The 18,114-nt window shown below is 43.7% G+C and carries 21 protein-coding genes, 1 tRNA gene and 1 other RNA gene; 8 read left to right on the top strand and 15 right to left on the bottom strand.

The annotated features are described in order from the left end of the window. Window positions 1–46 precede the first annotated feature (46 nt). The 4 genes from ACMA1I_RS08630 to ACMA1I_RS08615 all read left to right on the top strand — a co-directional run bounded on the left by ACMA1I_RS08630 (window position 47) and on the right by ACMA1I_RS08615 (window position 4,111). The gene (locus ACMA1I_RS08630; RefSeq protein WP_337067906.1) at window positions 47–952 is read left to right on the top strand and encodes a DUF2279 domain-containing protein; all 906 of its coding nucleotides are present in this window, start codon (window positions 47–49) and stop codon (window positions 950–952) included. Between the two features lie 208 nt (window positions 953–1,160). Next, window positions 1,161–2,108 carry a DUF2027 domain-containing protein gene (locus ACMA1I_RS08625; RefSeq protein ID WP_337067905.1) on the top strand — a complete coding sequence of 316 codons (948 nt, stop codon included), beginning with the start codon at window positions 1,161–1,163 and terminating at the stop codon, window positions 2,106–2,108. A 133-nt stretch (window positions 2,109–2,241) separates the two neighbouring features. Next, window positions 2,242–2,628: RNase P RNA component class A (gene rnpB / locus ACMA1I_RS08620), an RNA gene on the top strand. Window positions 2,629–3,103: 475 nt separating this feature from the next. Continuing rightward, window positions 3,104–4,111, top strand: a complete 1,008-nt coding sequence (locus ACMA1I_RS08615; protein WP_337067904.1) for a hypothetical protein — start codon at window positions 3,104–3,106, stop codon at window positions 4,109–4,111. A gap of 59 nt (window positions 4,112–4,170) precedes the next feature. Here ACMA1I_RS08615 and ACMA1I_RS08610 read toward each other — a convergent pair whose 3' ends face one another. From ACMA1I_RS08610 to ACMA1I_RS08600, 3 genes are all read right to left on the bottom strand, one after another. Next, window positions 4,171–4,899, bottom strand: a complete 729-nt coding sequence (locus ACMA1I_RS08610; RefSeq protein ID WP_337067903.1) for an SIMPL domain-containing protein — start codon at window positions 4,897–4,899, stop codon at window positions 4,171–4,173. A gap of 186 nt (window positions 4,900–5,085) precedes the next feature. Then, entirely contained in the window at window positions 5,086–5,397 is a 312-nt protein-coding gene (locus tag ACMA1I_RS08605; protein ID WP_337067902.1) for a hypothetical protein, read from the bottom strand. Between the two features lie 75 nt (window positions 5,398–5,472). After that, on the bottom strand, window positions 5,473–5,748 hold the full coding sequence (locus ACMA1I_RS08600) for a hypothetical protein (protein WP_337067901.1): 276 nt from the start codon (window positions 5,746–5,748) through the stop codon (window positions 5,473–5,475). 179 nt (window positions 5,749–5,927) lie between these two features. Between ACMA1I_RS08600 and ACMA1I_RS08595 the strand changes: the two genes are divergently transcribed. Beyond that, window positions 5,928–5,999 (top strand) — tRNA-Glu (locus ACMA1I_RS08595). Between the two features lie 130 nt (window positions 6,000–6,129). Here ACMA1I_RS08595 and ACMA1I_RS08590 read toward each other — a convergent pair. The 6 genes from ACMA1I_RS08590 to ACMA1I_RS08565 form a co-directional block, all read right to left on the bottom strand. After that, on the bottom strand, window positions 6,130–6,525 hold the full coding sequence (locus ACMA1I_RS08590; RefSeq protein ID WP_337067900.1) for a cupin domain-containing protein: 396 nt from the start codon (window positions 6,523–6,525) through the stop codon (window positions 6,130–6,132). A 31-nt stretch (window positions 6,526–6,556) separates the two neighbouring features. Continuing rightward, window positions 6,557–7,033, bottom strand: coding sequence for a cyclophilin-like fold protein (locus tag ACMA1I_RS08585; protein ID WP_337067899.1), 477 nt, complete (start codon window positions 7,031–7,033; stop codon window positions 6,557–6,559). Window positions 7,034–7,091: 58 nt separating this feature from the next. Then, the gene (locus ACMA1I_RS08580) at window positions 7,092–7,835 is read right to left on the bottom strand and encodes an SDR family oxidoreductase (protein ID WP_337067898.1); all 744 of its coding nucleotides are present in this window, start codon (window positions 7,833–7,835) and stop codon (window positions 7,092–7,094) included. Between the two features lie 136 nt (window positions 7,836–7,971). After that, on the bottom strand, window positions 7,972–8,475 hold the full coding sequence (locus ACMA1I_RS08575; RefSeq protein WP_337067897.1) for a cupin domain-containing protein: 504 nt from the start codon (window positions 8,473–8,475) through the stop codon (window positions 7,972–7,974). Window positions 8,476–8,487: 12 nt separating this feature from the next. Further along, window positions 8,488–9,657, bottom strand: a complete 1,170-nt coding sequence (locus ACMA1I_RS08570; protein WP_337067895.1) for an alpha/beta hydrolase — start codon at window positions 9,655–9,657, stop codon at window positions 8,488–8,490. Window positions 9,658–9,704: 47 nt separating this feature from the next. After that, window positions 9,705–10,274, bottom strand: coding sequence for a DapH/DapD/GlmU-related protein (locus ACMA1I_RS08565; RefSeq protein WP_337067894.1), 570 nt, complete (start codon window positions 10,272–10,274; stop codon window positions 9,705–9,707). Between the two features lie 111 nt (window positions 10,275–10,385). Here ACMA1I_RS08565 and ACMA1I_RS08560 point away from each other — a divergent pair, with 111 nt between their 5' ends. Together ACMA1I_RS08560 and ACMA1I_RS08555 are read left to right on the top strand one after the other, a co-directional pair. Further along, on the top strand, window positions 10,386–11,213 hold the full coding sequence (locus tag ACMA1I_RS08560; protein ID WP_337067893.1) for a helix-turn-helix domain-containing protein: 828 nt from the start codon (window positions 10,386–10,388) through the stop codon (window positions 11,211–11,213). A gap of 712 nt (window positions 11,214–11,925) precedes the next feature. Further along, a complete protein-coding gene (locus ACMA1I_RS08555) occupies window positions 11,926–12,300 on the top strand; it encodes a hypothetical protein (protein ID WP_337067892.1) in 375 nt (124 codons plus the stop codon). Between the two features lie 254 nt (window positions 12,301–12,554). Here ACMA1I_RS08555 and ACMA1I_RS08550 read toward each other — a convergent pair whose 3' ends face one another. The 6 genes from ACMA1I_RS08550 to ACMA1I_RS08525 all read right to left on the bottom strand — a co-directional run bounded on the left by ACMA1I_RS08550 (window position 12,555) and on the right by ACMA1I_RS08525 (window position 16,956). Next, window positions 12,555–13,202, bottom strand: a complete 648-nt coding sequence (locus tag ACMA1I_RS08550; protein ID WP_337067891.1) for an NAD(P)-dependent oxidoreductase — start codon at window positions 13,200–13,202, stop codon at window positions 12,555–12,557. A gap of 19 nt (window positions 13,203–13,221) precedes the next feature. Continuing rightward, window positions 13,222–13,944 carry a DsbA family oxidoreductase gene (locus ACMA1I_RS08545; RefSeq protein ID WP_337067890.1) on the bottom strand — a complete coding sequence of 241 codons (723 nt, stop codon included), beginning with the start codon at window positions 13,942–13,944 and terminating at the stop codon, window positions 13,222–13,224. Window positions 13,945–13,980: 36 nt separating this feature from the next. Next, complete coding sequence (locus ACMA1I_RS08540; RefSeq protein ID WP_337067889.1) at window positions 13,981–14,841, bottom strand: nuclear transport factor 2 family protein; 861 nt, start codon at window positions 14,839–14,841, stop codon at window positions 13,981–13,983. A gap of 93 nt (window positions 14,842–14,934) precedes the next feature. Then, on the bottom strand, window positions 14,935–15,804 hold the full coding sequence (locus ACMA1I_RS08535; RefSeq protein WP_337067888.1) for a helix-turn-helix domain-containing protein: 870 nt from the start codon (window positions 15,802–15,804) through the stop codon (window positions 14,935–14,937). A gap of 137 nt (window positions 15,805–15,941) precedes the next feature. Further along, complete coding sequence (locus tag ACMA1I_RS08530; RefSeq protein ID WP_337067887.1) at window positions 15,942–16,412, bottom strand: hypothetical protein; 471 nt, start codon at window positions 16,410–16,412, stop codon at window positions 15,942–15,944. A 142-nt stretch (window positions 16,413–16,554) separates the two neighbouring features. Beyond that, window positions 16,555–16,956 (bottom strand): DUF983 domain-containing protein, encoded by a 402-nt coding sequence (locus ACMA1I_RS08525; protein ID WP_337067886.1) that lies wholly within the window; start codon window positions 16,954–16,956, stop codon window positions 16,555–16,557. A gap of 158 nt (window positions 16,957–17,114) precedes the next feature. On the opposite strand from ACMA1I_RS08525, the gene ACMA1I_RS08520 reads away from it, so the two are divergent. After that, window positions 17,115–18,005 carry a helix-turn-helix domain-containing protein gene (locus ACMA1I_RS08520; RefSeq protein WP_337067885.1) on the top strand — a complete coding sequence of 297 codons (891 nt, stop codon included), beginning with the start codon at window positions 17,115–17,117 and terminating at the stop codon, window positions 18,003–18,005. Window positions 18,006–18,114 lie beyond the last annotated feature (109 nt).

Below are 18,114 nucleotides of genomic sequence, written 5' to 3'. Positions count from 1 at the left end.
GTAGCGAGCGCTAGCGCTATTTGTTCAGGTTACTTACCTTTGGGCGATGGCAAAATACCTGCTCTCTTTCCTGCTGCTTTTGGCCACCTTCCAACCGGTAAGTGCTTCAGCTCCCTTTTCTTCAGATACCGATTCCAGCACTGTAAACAAAAAAAGGCTTTGGGCTTTAGGCGCAGGTTTCGGAGTTGGCTATACCGGCATGCTGTACACGCTGCACCACGCCTGGTATAAAGACCAGGAGCGCACGAGTTTCCATTTCTTCAACGACAACCACGAATGGAAACAAATGGATAAAGCCGGCCACTTTTGGAGTGCCTTTCACCAGAGCCGGGCAGGCATAGACCTGATGCGTTGGGCAGGCCTGCCAGATAAGAAAGCCATTGTGTACGGAGGCCTGCTCGGTGTAGTGCTGCAAACTCCAATCGAGATTTTCGACGGTTTTCAGTCTGATTATGGTGCCTCATTAGGAGATCTTGCAGCTAACACAGTTGGTTCTGCAGCTGTTGTGGCCCAGGAACTGGCCTGGCGCGAAATCCGCATCATGCCCAAATACTCCTTCAGAACCACGCCTTATGCAGCCATGCGCCCTAATGTGTTAGGCAGCAACCTAGCGGAACAGGCTCTGAAAGATTATAATGGGCAAACTTATTGGCTCTCGGTGGATGTAGGAGCTTTTCTACCAAAAGAAACGAAATACCCTCGATGGCTGAATATAGCAGTAGGTTATGGCGCGGAAGAAATGGTTTATAACCATGCCCCCACCAATCATAAGCTGGGATTTTCGGCATACCGGCAATTTTACCTCAGCCCTGACCTGAACCTGCAGCACTTTAAAGGTCAGAATAAAGTGCTCAACACAGCCATCTTTATCCTGAACATGGTAAAAATACCGGCACCTACCCTGGAGTTCAGCAGCCGAAATGGGATTAAGTTGCATCCGGTTTATTTTTAGCATGCCAAGTAAATTATCTGTTATTACCGATTCGTGCGCAGCTGGAGTTATAGGTAACCTTTTTCCGGTAGCTGCAAATAAAATGCTATAGGGTCCTGTAAAAAAGGCACCGGCCGATTTCAGCCTTAACTAAAATAGCAGCCTTTTCCCCACCGCTACACTTTCTTAAAAACCTCGTACCTTTGTAGGCACATAAAACAGAAGCAAGATGAACGTAGGAGACCGTGTCCGGTTAATGTCTGGCAGAGAAGAAGGCATTATAACCCGGATTTTAGATAATAATATAGTAGAAGTTGCCATAGACAATGACTTTACCATACCCGTGGCACGTCGCGAAATTGTGGTAATTGCAGCAGAAGAAAGCACCTTTTTACGCAACGACACCCCTAAACCTGTCGCTAAAAAAGAAGCGCCGGCACCTGTGCTGGCAGCGCATGGTATTTACCTGGCCATGGTGCACCAGTCCGACGAGCTGCTGGCTGCCACCATCATCAACAACACCGATTACGACGTGTTGTTTACAAGCGGCGAGGAACGAAATGAGAAATACCGCGGCCTGCACAACGACAAAGTGGCTCCTAAAGCAACACGTGTAATTGGCCATTACCACCTCAAGGATTTTGAGCAGTGGCCTGTTTTAATTATTCAGTTTTTGCAGCACCGCACAGGTGGCCCCAGCTTGTTTGAGCCAGTAATGAAGCGCCTTCAGTTTAAAGCGGCTTCTTTTTACAAAAGCAAAAAAATGGCGCCTCTGCTTAAAAAAGAGGGTTATGTATACCAACTGGATTCCAAACCGGTGCCGGTAGATGCCGGCCAGATTCAGGGGCAGCTAACCGAAAAGCTTTCTCAAAACGAGAGTTTCAAGTTAAAAGCACCGGAACATGAGGTAGACCTGCACATCGAAAAGCTTACGGAGGATGCCAGAGGAATGAGCAACAGCGCCATGCTGAAGCTACAGCTGGAGCACTTCCAGGATGCCCTGGATAGAGCCATGGCCTCTAACATGCACGAAATAATTTTTATTCATGGCTCCGGAAGCGGGGTGCTTCGCAAAGAAATTCAAAAAATACTGAGCCGCACCAGTGGCATAAAATATTTTGAAGATGCCCGCAAAGAAAAATTCGGGTACGGCGCCACACTCGTTAGATTGCGGTAGGCAGACCAAAACTGGGTATATTCAACCCCTAATCACAAGGCTTCTGGTAATTCATCAGAAGCCTTTGCTTTTTAAGAACCTAATTAAACACATTAGTCTTAAGATTTAAAACTATCTTTGCAGCATAAACACAACGGCAAGCCATCTTATCGCTGCTTCGTAAAGGAGGAGAGGAAAGTCCGGGCAACGCAGAGCATCCTACTTCCTAACGGGAAGGGTCCTGAGAAATCGGGATACAGCCAGTGCCACAGAAAATAACCGCCTTTTGCAAAAAAGGTAAGGGTGAAAAGGTGCGGTAAGAGCGCACCAGTGGGCGGGTGACCGTTCCAGCTGGGTAAACCTTAGGAGTTGAAAGACCAAATAGGCTGGCAGCGCCTTGCTTCGGCAAGGCTAAGGGCTGCTCGTCCGATGTCAGTGGGTAGGTCGATGGAGCCTGTGCGTGAGTGCAAGCCTAGATAAATGATAAGACGCACACCCTCGGGTGGAGCGACAGAACCCGGCTTATCGGCTTGCCGTTATGTTTATTCTTTCCCCACCTGTTCCCTTTGCCTGCCTTACCTTAAAAGCGGCAATTGAACTCAGCTTTTAACTGCAACTTCTTATCCTGCCGCGAAGACCCTATACCGCCAATACTCGAAAAAGACTCTGGAAGGCTATTTTCATTAGCAGAATCTGGAATTGGTTGCTGATTGTTGGTAGTTAATTGTTATATGGCTTAATGGTTAAATGGTTAATTGAGGATTACGCGAAGATCTCCCAGCGTGCACAGCTCCTGCATGCCTCTGAACAAAATTTTGGCACAAGGAAATAATCATATCAGGATTGATCTAGCCTCTATACTCTAGCATCTAATATCTCCAAAATGACTCCAGAAGGGCATTTTCATTAGCAGAATTGGTTGTATTACAGATTGGAGGAAGCCTTAGCACGAACAATTTCATGTTTTACATCTTCCTGAAAGGCTGCTTTCGTATCTTTGCATTTTACTTTATGAAATGAACGATTTACGATTATACGACCCTTTTGAGAAAATGCAGTTCAGTGACGAGAACTGTTTCTTGTGCGGCACCACGATCACAAAAGAGCAACGGACTCCTATTTTTGCCAGCTGGCTGCAGCAGCAATACGGGCTGCAACATAAGGAACTGCTCCTGCTCGATAAAAGCGTAACTACCTTTGGAGACCTAACTATTCCATGCTGCGACCACTGCCATGTGCACCATATTATACCACTGGAAGAGGAGGTGGAGCAGGCTGCTAAAAATGGCCTTGCCGGCTTGCAGGCGCTGGAGGAACAAAAGCTGTTTCAGTGGATAGGAAAAATGTACTATGGAACCTTGGTTACCGAATTAATAAAAGAGGCAGATCCGCTCATCAGGCCGGAATACGCGGTGAGTGAGAACCCAAAAATGCTCGGCAAGTTCAGGTCTTTTTACCAGGTGTTCCAGTCGCTGCGGGTTCCTATGGTATTTTCTGATTTTATTCCCTGCTCCCTCTTTTTGGTAGAGGTAAGCCCTACTGAAGACGAACTGCCTTTTGAGTATCAGGATGAGCTAACTACTATGGCCTTTAGCATAAAATTAGGGTCAGTTGCACTTGTCTGCACCCTTTTAGATAACGGCATCATTAGGAAAGCACTTGGCAGGTTTTACCAGCTTACTCAAGGTAAAAAATTGCACCCGGTGCAACTGGCGGAGTTTAAAGCCAGAGTATTTTATGCTGCTTACATTTTTAATGTGGTGCCGGAATATTTTGAGCGCCCTGTAAAACCCGGAGATGAACACTTAGTACTGGATACGCTGATAGATGATGTAACAAACGAAGTGTTTAACCCTTGGGAGATGAGCAGCTACGCGCACATGTTCGAGGAAATGCTGAAGCCCTGGAGCATCCGGAAAGAGCACCTGATGCCTGATCCAACGCAGGTACTTAGCTTTATAGCCAACGAAGCCGGCCAGTTTATAGAAATCAACCTATTTGATAAAGCTGAGCTTATAGGCTAATATCATAAAAAAGGTCCTGCCAATTGTGGCAGGACCTTTTTTATGATATTAGCCAGAGCTTATTGCTCAATAATAAAGCTTACGTTTACATTAGAGGTAATTACCACCTCGCCACCGGCAATAGATGGTCCGCTAGCATCGCTCATCGCTGCTTCGCGCATCATCATGTTGTTCTTGTAAAGTGGTTGAGGCCCTCCCCCATTGGTATTCTCGCTAATGGCGTATACTTTGCCCACTTTTGCACCCAGCTCATTTGTTAAGGCTGCAGCTTTTGTTTTAGCGTCCTGCACTGCTTTTTTACGGGCTTCTTCTTTGTACTTCTCAACATCCGATACCCGGAAGGTAATGCCATCTACACGGTTCACACCAACGCCATATAAACCAGATACCACCTCATCGAACTTGTCCAGCTTCGTCAGCACAAAGGTCATGGTTTTGTTGGCCATGTAAAAGTCAGGGGTGGTTTTGCCATAGTCCGAGCTGATGTTATTAAACATCGGCTGCACATTCATATAAGAAGTTTGAATATTTTTGGCTTCTACCCCCTGCTTTTTTAGGTAAGCAATAATAGCGGCAGCCTTTTTGTCGGTTTGCTTCCTCACCTGATCCAGGCCATTGTCACGGAGTTCTACTCCTAAGGTTACCACTACTTCGTTTGGCTGTACTTTCACTTCGCCTAAGCCGTTAACGCTAATCATAGGAGGCATTACCTGCTGTACCTGCGCCTGCACAAATAAAGGCAAGGCCATGGCCAGCATCACAAACAACATTACTTTTGACTTTTTCATAATTTTATGGTTTTGTAAAAAGGTTGAAAACAGGAATTACAATGTTGTTGTAGATTGCCTGTTGCACTGCATAGCGTTTTGCTATACTTGCTCCCTATTCAAAACCTGTACCAGCTTTTTGCGCAGCTTAAAATAAAAAAAGCCCTTTGCTTTTCAGCAAAGGGCTTCCTATATATAAAATCCAGCTTATTCTGAATCAAAGTCAAAATTCTGATCGCCTACATAACGTGCAACCAGTATAGCGCCAATGGTTATTGCACCAGCCGAAAGAATTAACTGTGTTGTTGTCAGCTTTTTGGTTGCTTTCAATACCAAGGTGCCTACATCATGTAAAAGTTCAGGCAGTTTTTCGTGGCGACCTTGAAATACATGCATGGCAGATTCTACTGTTTTTGACATATCATGCGGCTGAAGCAACTGCAACGTGCCTTCAGAGGACTTTTTCTGAGTGCCTTTGTTACCGCCAGCGTTGGAGCTTTGGTTTTGTTCGTTTTCCATAATTTTATCTTTAGCTATTTATTATTTTAGCGATTGCTTCTTATACGGTAGTTGTATAAGATTGGCTTGCTAAAATTAAGTTTTTGGCTGACCACCATATTGTACAATCATTTGGTTCATCCGCTCGATCAGGCTATCAGCATTCAGCATCATGCTTGCCGGAAACCCGACAGATACATCATTTATCTCCAGCAGTTCAGCCTCAGGATTATACTGGTACTTTGCCGAAACTCCCTTCTCATTTAACTTGCCGCTGTTTCCTTCCAGGCGCAACCCCATCGACTGCAGCTTTTCTTTCAGTTGATTATATACTTCAGGTTTCACACCAGTGTAATGCGCACTTTTAGCCATGTTTCTGAAAATTTGTTTTATCTCTAAGTAATAACGGTATTATACTATATTGGTTTTATCCTCCAGGAAGGTCTGCTGCAAAGCAAGTATTTTTTTAAAGAAAATAGGCTTGAAAGGGAAAATATTATTTGCGTTGCTTTAAATTATCCCTATATTTGCACCCGCAATCACAGCAAAACGGTCCGTTCGTCTAGGGGTTAGGACTTCAGATTTTCATTCTGGCAACAGGGGTTCGATTCCCCTACGGACTACTACTATAAAAAGCCGCTTCATATTATATGGAGCGGCTTTTTTGGTTCGATATTAATCCCCTTCGGTTATTTCTTGAAGTACAGTCCCCTCATCTCTCCACTCAAAAGCATACACTTAAACAAGGGTGAGCTACTTCTGATATTGATCGTCCGTAACTTTTTCCATCCAAGTCACTACTTCGCCAGCTACTTCTTCCTGTATGGCAATATGGCTCATGGCCTTACCCGGACTGGCTCCGTGCCAGTGTTTTTCACCTGGCTCAAACCACACCACATCTCCGGGGCGTATTTCCTCTACCGGACCACCTTCACGTTGTACCCAACCCAAGCCCGATGTTATGATGAGCGTTTGTCCGGCAGGATGGGTGTGCCAGGCTGTTCTGGCACCCGGTTCAAAAGTTACCAGTGCCCCTGCTGCCTTTGTTGTTTCTTTTTTTGAGAACAAAGGGTCTATTCTCACCGCACCCGTGAACCAGTCTTCCGGTCCTTTTAGGGATGCCTGTGAACCATTTCTAATGATTTCCATTTGAATTTATGTTTGCTTCTACTTTTACTTTCTACTCTATTTCAAAAGACACCATTACACTTCCAGAACCAACTGCCTGGGCAAGACCAGCAGGATCCTTTATTCTTCCTATGCGGGTGTAGCTGTAGGAAGTTGGGAATGTCTCATAAAAGAGCACCAGCGTATTAGAACCCCAGAGCATCAAATCACCCGCATGAATGGTCCCTGGATTGGAAGCTTTTTCAGGCAGGCTATTCGAAAAACGGAATAATTTCTCATTGCCATTCAGCTCACTCATTTCCAACCTAAGTGGCAGCATTTCTTTTAGTGCCGTTACCGTCTCATTATCGACAAGTGTTGCTTCAAATGCTTTTGTTCCAATGGTTACTTTCATTTGATTTCCTTTCGTTTTTCGAACACTGTCGCCTTGAATGTTTTCTGTATCTGCCATTGCATCATTGCCTATATCACAGGATGCAAATACGTTAAGAGATACTACTGAAATAATAATGATAAGTAATCGCCTCATACTTTTCGCTTTTGATGTCTCTGCACAAAAAATACCCAGTTAAGGACGTCGAATAGAATTACAACCCTTGCGCTGTCGGGCGAAACAAAATTTCGTTTATATCAACATCTTCTGGTTCGCTCACCACAAACGCAACCAAACGAGCAAACGCTGAAGGCGACAGCCCTACCTGATTCACATACTCTTTATTGGCTTTCTGAATGTCATCTACACTGATATGTTCCAGAAGCTCTGTTTTGACTGCTCCTGGTGATATGATGGTTGTTCGTAGGTTGTACTCCTTCACCTCCTGCCGTAACCCCTCGGATATTACCCGAATAGCTGATTTAGTGGCTGAATAGAGCACAGAACCAGGAAAAATCTTGTGCCCCGCCACGGAAGAGACATTAATGATATGACCGGATTTTTGTTGTTTCATGTGTGGAAGAGCTGCGGCGATACCATAAAGGACACCCTTGATATTGACATCAATCATCTGGTTCCATTCATCAATTTTGAGATCCTCCAGGGGCGATAGCGGCATCAGTCCTGCATTGTTGAGGAGGACATCCACACGCCCATATGCTTCCACGGCGGCATCAACCAAGGCCTTTACCTGATCAGGGTTTGTGACATCAGTCGCTTTGGCCAGCGCTTTCCCTCCATTTTTACTAAGTTCATCTGCCAGGGACTGTATCCGGTCCTCGCGTCTTGCGCCCAAAACTATCGTAGCACCAAGTTCAGAGAGATATTTCGCCGTTGCTTCGCCCAAACCGCTACTTGCACCGGTGATGACGATTACTTTTCCTTCTATGTTGTTCATTTGAGTATTAATAGTTTCTTTTTATCAAAAATATGTAAAACAAAATCAGACAGTTCGGCATAGTGCCTGCTTGTCGAATCGGAAATAAACCCTCCTCTAAGTCGTGCAGAATCAATCGCCTACCTGTTTATTGTTCTCAATCAGCGTTTTGGTATTCTTCATCGGTCACAGGGCCCATCCATTCTACAATACCTTTTTCTGTATTAGGAATGATGTATAGCTGCTGTAAGCCTGTATCCGGGCTGGCTCCGTGCCAATGAACTGTATTGGGCGGACATTGAATGACATCTCCCTTTTTCATGGTTTGCCGGGCTTGCCCTTTTATTTGATGGTACCCCACACCATCTGTGATAATCAGGATTTGTCCGGCCGGATGCTTGTGCCAGTTACTTCTGGCGCCAGGCTCGAAGTAAACGTTGCCTACCAGCGTAGCATAGGTGGAGTCCGCAGGAACCAGCCCATTGGTATAAGCATTGCCAGTGAAATACTCCGAAGATCCTTTTTCACCTTTCGGAAAGATGCTTTGCACTTCTGCTGCTGCTTCTGCAGTTGTCTGCCTATCAGTTTGTTCTTTACAGCCTGTGGTTAGCATGCTATAAAGAACAATGGCAGTCATCATGGATAGTCTCATTCTGTTCATTTAAGTGTTTGCTTATCTTCCATTTGCAGAACCATTCCCCCTTGCCTTCTCTGCCTCATCAGCCTTAGCCGTTTTCAGGTTTTCGTTGAAGAACAAGGTCAGCTCATCGAATGGAATCACCTCTGTTCTGTCGTACAAATCCACATGGTCTGCATTGGGTACTAGCACAAGCTCTTTCGGCTCGGAAGCCATTTTATAAACATCTTCAGAATAATAACGGGAGTGGGCATTTTCTCCTGCAATCAGCATAATCGGGCGAGGCGAAATCATCTCTATGTTTGCCATCATCGGAAAATTGAAGAACGACATGGGTGTTGTAGCAGTCCATGCTGTAGTTGAATTGATGGACCTTGGATGAAAACCTCGTGGCGTCCTGTAATAATCGAAGAAGGAAGCTAAAACAGGATTTGGTTCCTTTGGAAGCGTTTCAGGAAGCACACGCTTTCCTTTCACCATGTTGCCTTTTTCATCAAACGGAACTTCGTGTAATCCTAAGGCATAGGTACCCTTTTCCGCATCTGCCCAACGCTGCTGACTTAGGTAGTCTATCACCTTTTGGCGCTGTTCCAATGTATAACCATCTTTATGACTGCGGCTGATGCTGCGGGACATATCATACATCGAAGCGGTGGCTACAGCTTTAATCCGGGTATCGCTGGTGGCGGCAGTAAGCGCCATACCGCTCAGACCACAAATTCCTATAGCACCAATGCGGTTACGGTCAACGGAAGGGAGCAAGCCGATATAGTCCACGGCTGCGCTGAAGTCTTCAGTATAAATATCAGGCGAGGCAACGTTACGAACTTCTCCTCCACTTTCGCCTGTGAAGGAGGGGTCGAAGGCCAACGTTGCAAAACCCCTGGCCGCCATTTCGTTTGCATAAAGTCCCGAAGACTGCTCTTTCACCGCTCCGAAGGGACCGCTCAGTATCAAGGCAGGAAGTTTTTGATTTCCAATGTTTTTAGGCAGGTATAAATCAGCCGCAATTGTGATTCCATAGCGGTTCTTGAAAGTTACTTCCTGGCGGGTAACCTTATCGCTTAATGGAAATGTATAATGCTCTGTTGTATCCTCCTCTATCACTGTCTTTGCCTTATCGGTTTTTACTCTTTGCTTTGTTTGCGCATTAGCCTGCCCCAAAACCATGAGGGACGCAACAACTAAAACTGTTATTCTTTTCATGTCTCTTGAAGTTTAACTGTCCAACTGTGGGGTTGAACTGAATGTAACTACTCGATTGCTCTGATTAATTTTGCAGGAATGCCGCCCACAACTGCATTATCGGGCACATCTTTTGACACAACTGCCCCGGCTGCAACAACAGCATTTTCTCCAACCGTAACCCCCTGAAGAATTGTTGCATTTGCACCAATCCAGGCGTTTCTCTTGATGTGAATGGGTTTTGCGACAAGCGATTGCCTGTTTTCGGAGGAAAGCGGATGGCTTTCTGAAAGCAATTTCACACCGGGTGCCAGCATCACATAATCCTCAATGGTGATGCTGCCCAAGTCCAAAAAAGTGCAACCAAAGTTGATAAACACATTTTTTCCGATTTTGGTATTCTTGCCGTAATTGATGTACAGGGGTGGAAATACAGCCGTTGACGCATCAATTTCACTTTCAGTGATCTGACCCAGAATAATTCTAATTTCCTCAGGGTTGCTGGAATTATTCATTATTTGAACCAATTCCATCGTAGCGTAGGATGCAGCACGCAGTCTGCCACTCTGCGAATCATCTGGGCTGATTGCTTCCCCTTTCCTCAATCGTTCGAAAATATCTTTGTCGGACGTGTTCATAGTGTATCATATTGATAATTACAAAGTTAAAGCAAAACAACTTCTCAATTGTTACACATTATTCGGCAGTAATGTCAAATATCACCTATATTAGCAGAAAGATTCCATTCAATGTCAAATGAAGTACAGCCGAAAGTTATTTCATTAGAAATATCAAATAAGGAAGACTTTCCCAGTCATTTCGAAAAGCTTTACCATACCCACTTGTTCTGTCATCGTGGAAGCATTAAATTTATGTTCAATGACCAGCAGATGGAATGCGGGAGAGGGGAATTTTTGTTTTGGTTTGCCGAGAGCAGACTTGCAGGCTTGCAGCTTTCAAAAAGCTTTAAAGCAACAGCATTGCTGGTGGAAAAAGATTTTTTGAACAACAACATTCCTGACCAACGCTGGAGTATCAATGCCCTGTTGCATTCCAGGGTATATCCGGTAAAAAAGATACATGACAGAAATGACAGGCAGAAAATCCTTTCGAACTTTAAATGGCTAAATGATCGCTGTCTGGGAACCGATCATCGCTTTTACGACGAAGTCCTGAACTTGCAGATGCAACTGTTTATCCTCGACATGTGGCACATCTTTGCCAATGAGTATGAAAGAAGGAAGCACAGTCTGCAAACCGGAACTTTATATGAGCGATTCATGCTAATGGCACAGGAGCATTGCTTAACTGAGCGTGAAGTACAGTTCTACAGCAATCAGTTGAACATCACTTCCAAGTACCTTAACCAGATTTGTAAAAATACATCCGGCATCACAGCTTCTGAATGGGTCCAACGTTTCGCCAAAGAGCGCATCATCATCCTTTTACAAAACAGAGACCTTAATATTTCTGAAATTGCCGATGAGATGGAATTTAGCAGCCGTTCATTTTTCACCCGCTATGTAAAAAAGTTGTTGGGTGCTACCCCAAGTGAGTACCGAAGTAGATTAGGCTAGATGAGAAACTATAAATAAGCTGTGTAAACAAAACGACCGTTTCTTTCCTCCCCCTGTTTAGGCGCAGAGGCTGTGTATAAAGGCATGGCTGAAAGCTGATAAGTTTTCTAAAACTGATCTTATAAAAAAGGCTTCCTCGGGACAGGGAGCCTTTCATTTTTGTAGCCTATAAGCAGCACTCTAACAAGTGTTGTGATAAACAAGCACTCAATGCTACTGTTGAAAGGCTTTAACGCTCCTCTCCCACCTCCAGGTATCTACTCACGGCCTCCAAATCCATGTGGATAAGGTTCGATAATTCAATCCTTTGGTCTACAAAAGTAAGAAAGCCGCTTCATGTAAAATGGAGCGGCTTTCTTTATGTGGTTCGGACACTATTCGAACGCTAGAGTAGTCAGTAACGCCTCTTATTTAATTTATTTGCACACCTGCTACTTAGTAGGGCAAGCATAGAGATGACTAATTTTCTCCTTCCCTAGTTTGTCAGTTGCCGCAACAGCTTTATCCTTTTTGATATAACTTCTCTAACTGTCTCAGCTACTCATCACAAAGATCTAAACCCCATTTTGATTTCTGAGACGGCAAAATAAGAATTAGAAGTTTAGCTTAGAGCGACTGCCGCTTCAGGATGGGGCAGCCTCAATAAACGGGAGTGGCTGTTGCACAACTGTCCAAATATAGCCGTAAGCCTATAGGTTAAACCTTTGGTGTTATGCTGGGCAGGAAGACTTTTAAGGATGAGAAGGAGCTGCACTTCTCGCTCTCGGCACACGTGCCGGAGCAAAACTTTTATCAGCAGCTGAAGCAGTGTCTAAATCTGGACTTTCTCTACAAGCTAACAGGGAGCTTGGTGCAGTACTATGGCCTGCACAAGATCAATGTGCTAGGGATATCAGGGGCGCATAAGGTTATGCTGATGGCTGCGGCTGCCTTCATCCTCAGAAAATACATGAAGTTCAAGCCAACCAAGTCGGTAAGCATGGTCAAGGCGATGGAAGTGGAGCAGCAACAGGCTTTTTGTAGTTGTTTTTTATGGTTAGATCATCACTTCTTCAGCTGTAAGATTAAGTCGGGGCTTAAGTATTAAGCTTAAAGTAGGACCGGGGATAAGTCGAAAGCTGAGTTGTGCAACAGCCACGGACATTTTTGAGACTAAAAATCAGGCCTTTCAAACCTATGGATAAGGGTCGTTAAATCGATCCTTCGGTCTACACAGTAAAGCTTTAAAACCCGCTTATTTGTGTAAATAAGCGGGTTCTTTCATTTCAGAGTAACAAAAATTATTTTTTTCGTTGTTACTCCCTCTTTTCTTGTGTAGTTATCTAAACCCGTAATTCAAGCTTAATATCCCGCAGTGAAACGAACTTGATAGTGTTTGGGGTTTTCTACTTCGTCTGCAATCACTACGGCTACATCTTCCACAGAAAGTATATTTCTTCCTCCTTCATTCATTACGGGATAATCTGTTCCTAAACGATATTTGCCGGTTCTTCCAATCGTAATGCGTGGATTCATTTCCAAAGCAGGACTAAAATAAGCCCAATTCAGATCTTTTTCTTCTTTGATCACCTCAAAATAAGCTCTGGTCGCTTTTGATTTCGGGATAAATGGAAGGTCTTGTGGTATGGTATCGATAATTTGCTCACCATTTTCGTTTAACAAACTCCCTCCGCCACCTACGATGATGAATCGGTTTACACCTGCATTTTCAACGGCTTGCTGTATCGCTTTCGAACCTTTCATAAAGTCTTCCAAAAGATTAGGATTTTCCGCTACAGGACTAAAGGCATTCACTACAACATCCATTCCTTTCAATATCTCTGTTAATGCATTTACATCACTAACATCCACTTTTGCATATTGAAGATTACTATTGTCAGATAATTGTTCTTTTCTAGAAATACCAATAACGACAAGATTTCTGTTTATTAATTCATTCGTAATTTGGCTACCCACAAATCCGGTAGCCCCGATAACAGCTATTTTCATCTTTTTAAATTTTTAAATATTATTTACAATTTCCCTGTACATCGCAAGTGGTTCCTTCCACAATTCCGATGAGGGCTTTATGGTTTTCTATGCTCCATTTCTCCCAGGCACGGTTGAGGACCTTAACAAATCCATTTGGGTCTTGAGCGCCTGCTACTGCCAGTTCTCCATTAATGAGAAAAAAAGGCACTCCATTTACTCCAATCCTTTGAGCTTCGGCGATGTCTTTACGAACCAGTTGAGAAAATTGATTGCCAGATAAAGCCTCTCTAACATCAGCATTTGGCAGATCTATCTCCTCCCCTAATTGTGCCAGAACTTCCAAATCACCAATGTTCCTTCCTTCAGTGAAATAAGCGCGGAATAATTTTTCCTCTGCCTCATGCTGCACCCCTTTGGTTTTAGCATAAAGGGAAAAGCGGTGGGCGTTGAAGGTATTGGGGAAGGGGATCTTTTCGAAGTTGTACTCAAGCCCGACCCTTCTCGCATGTTCTGTTATCTGGTTATGGAAACAGATGCTCCACTCCCGGTTATTTCCCTTCAGTCGTCCAACTTCAGTGTAAAAGTCCGAACCCTCTTTCTGCTCATAGTCTGGAAACAACTGATAGCTATGCCACACTACCTCCACTTCATCCCTGTGCTTGAATAGTGCTAGTGCTTCATCAAATTGGCGCTTGCCGATGTAGCAGAAGGGGCATACAATATCAGACCAGATTTCTATTTTCATCTTATTATCTTTCATGGCTAACTTTTCAAAATTTGTGGTGCCATTCTGTATTCAGAACTTACCGTTGTTGTTTTTCCACTGATCCTTTGAAGGAATGGTTTCCAGCGTGTCCCAGTGTTCTGCAATCTTGCCATTCTCTACTCGGAACAGATCGTAAAATGCTGTATGCATGTCACCAAGCTCACCTTCACTTACCACCAATACAAAGTTGCCTTCTCCTAAAACCTGATGCACTTTATCATACTTCATGGTGATGCCTTGCTTTGCCCACTCCTCCAGCGCTTTACCTAATCCGGACGGCCCATCGCCGATGTAAGGGTTGTGCTGGATATAGTTGTCGCCGTCAAAATAGCCGATGAGCTTCTCCATTCTGCCGTTCACCAATATGTCATCCACAAAGTTTTTAACCAGCGTTTTGTTTGCTTCCGTTTTGTCCAGGTCTTTCAGATCAGTAGCGCCGTCAATCATGGTATGGCCACTTGGGTTAACAGGCTGTGTCTCCTGCAGGTTGTCCCAGTGCTCCACAATCTTTCCGTCCTCAAAACGGAAGATGTCGAACCCGATCTTTGGGCCGAAGACGTTGTACTCATTGTGCGCAAACACATAGTCTCCGTCCTGGAAAACCCGCACAGTGTTTACTTTCGTTTCTCCTTTAGGAAGAATGCTGGCAAATGCCGCAAACCCTTCCAGACCATCGGCAACCTGTATATTGTGCTGGATGTATTTGTCAGGGTTGATTACGCTTACCGGTTCTGTTGCACCTGTCTCAAGTGCTTTTAGAAGTTCTACTACTTGCTGTTTCTTTGTGCTCATTGCTGTGTCTTCTTCTTGTGATGATACTTTATTTTCCAGAGAGCAGGATACTATACCTGCCACTGCTACTGCCAATAAGGAAGTTTTAAATACTTTCATTTTCTTGTTTATTTATGGATACAAAGTTCCTACAAACAGGCAGGTTGTAAAAGGTAGGTTTAGTCCTTTGGATGATACTTTTGGGAAGAGGACTTAGGTAGCAAACTGCTCTCTGAACTCTACAGGAGTGCTCCTGTTGTGCTTGCGGAAGAACTTAATAAAGTTGGTCGGCTCCTGAAAGCCCAGCGAATAGCCAATCTCTTTTATGCTGTCGTTGGTATGTGCCAGCAGTCTTTTTGCCTCCAGCATTACCCTTTCATCGATAATGCTTTTAGGGGATTTGCCGAGTATTACCGTAGTTGCCTGATTTAGTCGTTTCTCGGTCACACTTAACTTAGACGCATATCCATTAACTTGCTTCAATTGCCTGAAATCAGCTTCAACCAAATCCCTGAAAAGGATGGTATAGTCTAAGTCCGGCCCTTTCTTCAGCTCTGTGAAGTCCTGCTTGCGACGCTCTCTCTCAGCTAGCAACAGAAAACTATGCAGCAGGCTCCTTAACGTATCGGCGTAATAAATTTCATGCTTGTTAGCCAGTTCTGCTTCCATCAAGCGGAAGAGGATTTTAAAATTGTCTATAGAGCTATCAAGCTGCACTTGAGAAACACCCAGCAGGTCATTAAACAGAATGGAACTGCGGAGAAACTTCATGTCTGCCTCAGTCCTGAAAAAGAAATTGTCAGTGAATAGAATACCTTTGGCTTCAAAGCTTTCTTTAGGATCAAAGAGTTGAACCGTATCTTTATTCAGAAAGAGCAGCGTCTGGGGTTTAATTTCGACTGGATTGAAATCTACTAAATGGCTTGGAGTGCCCTTTTGAAACCAGAGAATGTGATAGAAAGCTGTTCTATGGGGAGAAGTTAATATGTCTTTGTTTTTCTTGTAAAGATCAGTGATGGATACAATCTCAAACTCGACAGGCATTCCCTCCTTAAAGCCATAGTTTCTGATTTGCTCCGTCATTTAAATCATGATAAAATTATTGCTAAAAATAAATCAGGCAAAGAGTTTCACCTTTGCCTGATTTACAAGAACCCATCAACACTTCAACTCCTTTTACGGCATATAATTAAATGCATCTCCGTTGGAAGTCAACATACCTAGTTCTGCACTTTGTAGGATTCAAAAGTTGCTTCAGATTCAAAATAAAATACTTCTCCATTTACAGAGCCTGGCTTGAGCGCAATAAATGCAAATGATTTGTCTACCTCTTTTCCAGTATATGGATCCAATGCAACACGCACCCGACGCTCATTCTGAATAGCTTTCACGCACATCTGACAGCATCCATAGTATTGCTTCCCCTCAAATTCAACAGGAAACTGTGCTTTACCCATGTAGGCATTATTGACCATGCACACAAACTCTTTTGGAAGACCACCATGCATTTGAACAGGTTCTTTTGCACCTAATAATGTCACAAAGTCCTGAGATGCATGCACTAAACTGTTTTTCTCTTTTGTTGATTTAATTGCATCAACTGAATAAACGCTTTCCTGCATATTATCTTCTTTGCAACCACTTGAGAGCAATAAAAAGGCTACTGCGAAATAAGTCAGTTGTTTTTTCATTTCTAATCAGAAGGTAAATTGCTGGAATAGCACTACTGTCATAAATATGAAAACAATGGCATATACAAACCTTTTCAGCCAAACTTGTCCCCTTTTAGGTGGCATTTCGTCACCTGTTTTGCAGCAATCCTTCATAACATTATCATTTTGTGTTTTTTTTGGGAATGAGACTGCAAGGCCCTTCATACCTGACAAAAATACTGATCCACAATACCCTGGATAATCGGAAGATAACCGGCAGAAACCCAACAACCGTGATGGCCACTACTCCCATCATCATAGCCATCGTTACTTCTTCCACGAACTGGTGGAGTATAAAAAAGGATACCAGGAAGATGGCCACGTTAAAAGCGAAGCTAACATACATGGCTCCATAGTAATACCCAGTCTCAGGCTCAAAAGCTTGACCGCAGCACGAGCAATACTTGTGCATGTCTGCAAATTTGGTGGTATATAAGGTGCCTTCCGGAAACATATTCCCTTCACAACAACGAGGGCACTTAATAGTAAGCGCACTATATAAAAATGAATTTTTCTGGGTCATAACTTTATTCCTTACTAACGCTACAAAGTTAACACGCTAACAGAGCTAAGTATCTGCACAAAAGAGACGAATTACTGTACTTTTGTACCACATTTATGCATACAGATGGATTATACCTTGATAAACCATCTGCAACTTAAGCAGCGTTAAGAACTCTTATGCCGAAAGAACTTTTACCTATTTACCAGATACAGGATTTTAAGGCCCGGGAACAGAAAGACCAGTACTTCTACTTTAGTTCGTTCGCAGCGCACCTGCAGGAACACCTATTTATACGCGAGCCCCATAAGCACGATTTCTACATAGTACTTTTCGTGACCCGGGGAACAGGGGTACATACCATAGACTTCAAGGCGAATGACGTAAAGCCAGGTATGTTCTTTTTTATGACGCCTGGCCAGGTGCACAGTTGGGAGCTGTCTGAGGATGCCGATGGCTATGTCATGTTTTTCACACAAGAGTATTATGCCAAAGAGTACCCAAACAGATTGCTTCTTGATTACCCCTTCTTCAATGCCTTGCTCTACAACCCGGTAATGCATATCACACAGGAAGATGAAAATGTGCTCATCCCCATTTTGCATAAAATAGAGCTCGAGCACAAGCAGCCAATGCTGATGCAAGAAGTTATGCTCAGTAGGTACTTGGATGTACTTCTAATCGAGTTGACCCGTATCTTCCGGCCGATTGAAGGCGGAGCAAGCCATCAAGGGAAAGAACAAACCCTCCTGCAAAACCTGGAGCGACTCATTGATATGCATTACAAGGAGCACCAGCACGTAGCCTTTTATGCTGAGCGTTTGCATGTAACTACAAAGCACTTAAATACCGTCTGCAGAAATTATTTGAGTAAAACACCAAAAGAGCTGATGCAACAACGGACACTGCTGGAAGCACAAAGACTATTGGTTCATTCTGAGTTGACTAGCTCTCAGATCGCTGCAGAGCTTGGCTATTTTGACAGCGCTTATTTCTTCCGCTTTTTCAAAAAACATAGCGGTGTTACTCCCGAGCAATTCAGAGCAACTAATAAGAAATCATTACCTTAATAGTATCAAGTTTTAGAAGTCCAGACATTCTTCTAATTTTGTCATATACCTGAGGATATGGTTCAATAATTCATTCCTTCAGTCTACTAAACCAAAAAAGCTGCTTTTG

This window comes from Pontibacter sp. 13R65 (assembly GCF_047525655.1).
Taxonomy (GTDB): Bacteria; Bacteroidota; Bacteroidia; order Cytophagales; family Hymenobacteraceae; genus Pontibacter.
Note: the sequence above shows the minus strand (reverse complement) of the source record. Positions and strands in the feature narration are given on the sequence as shown.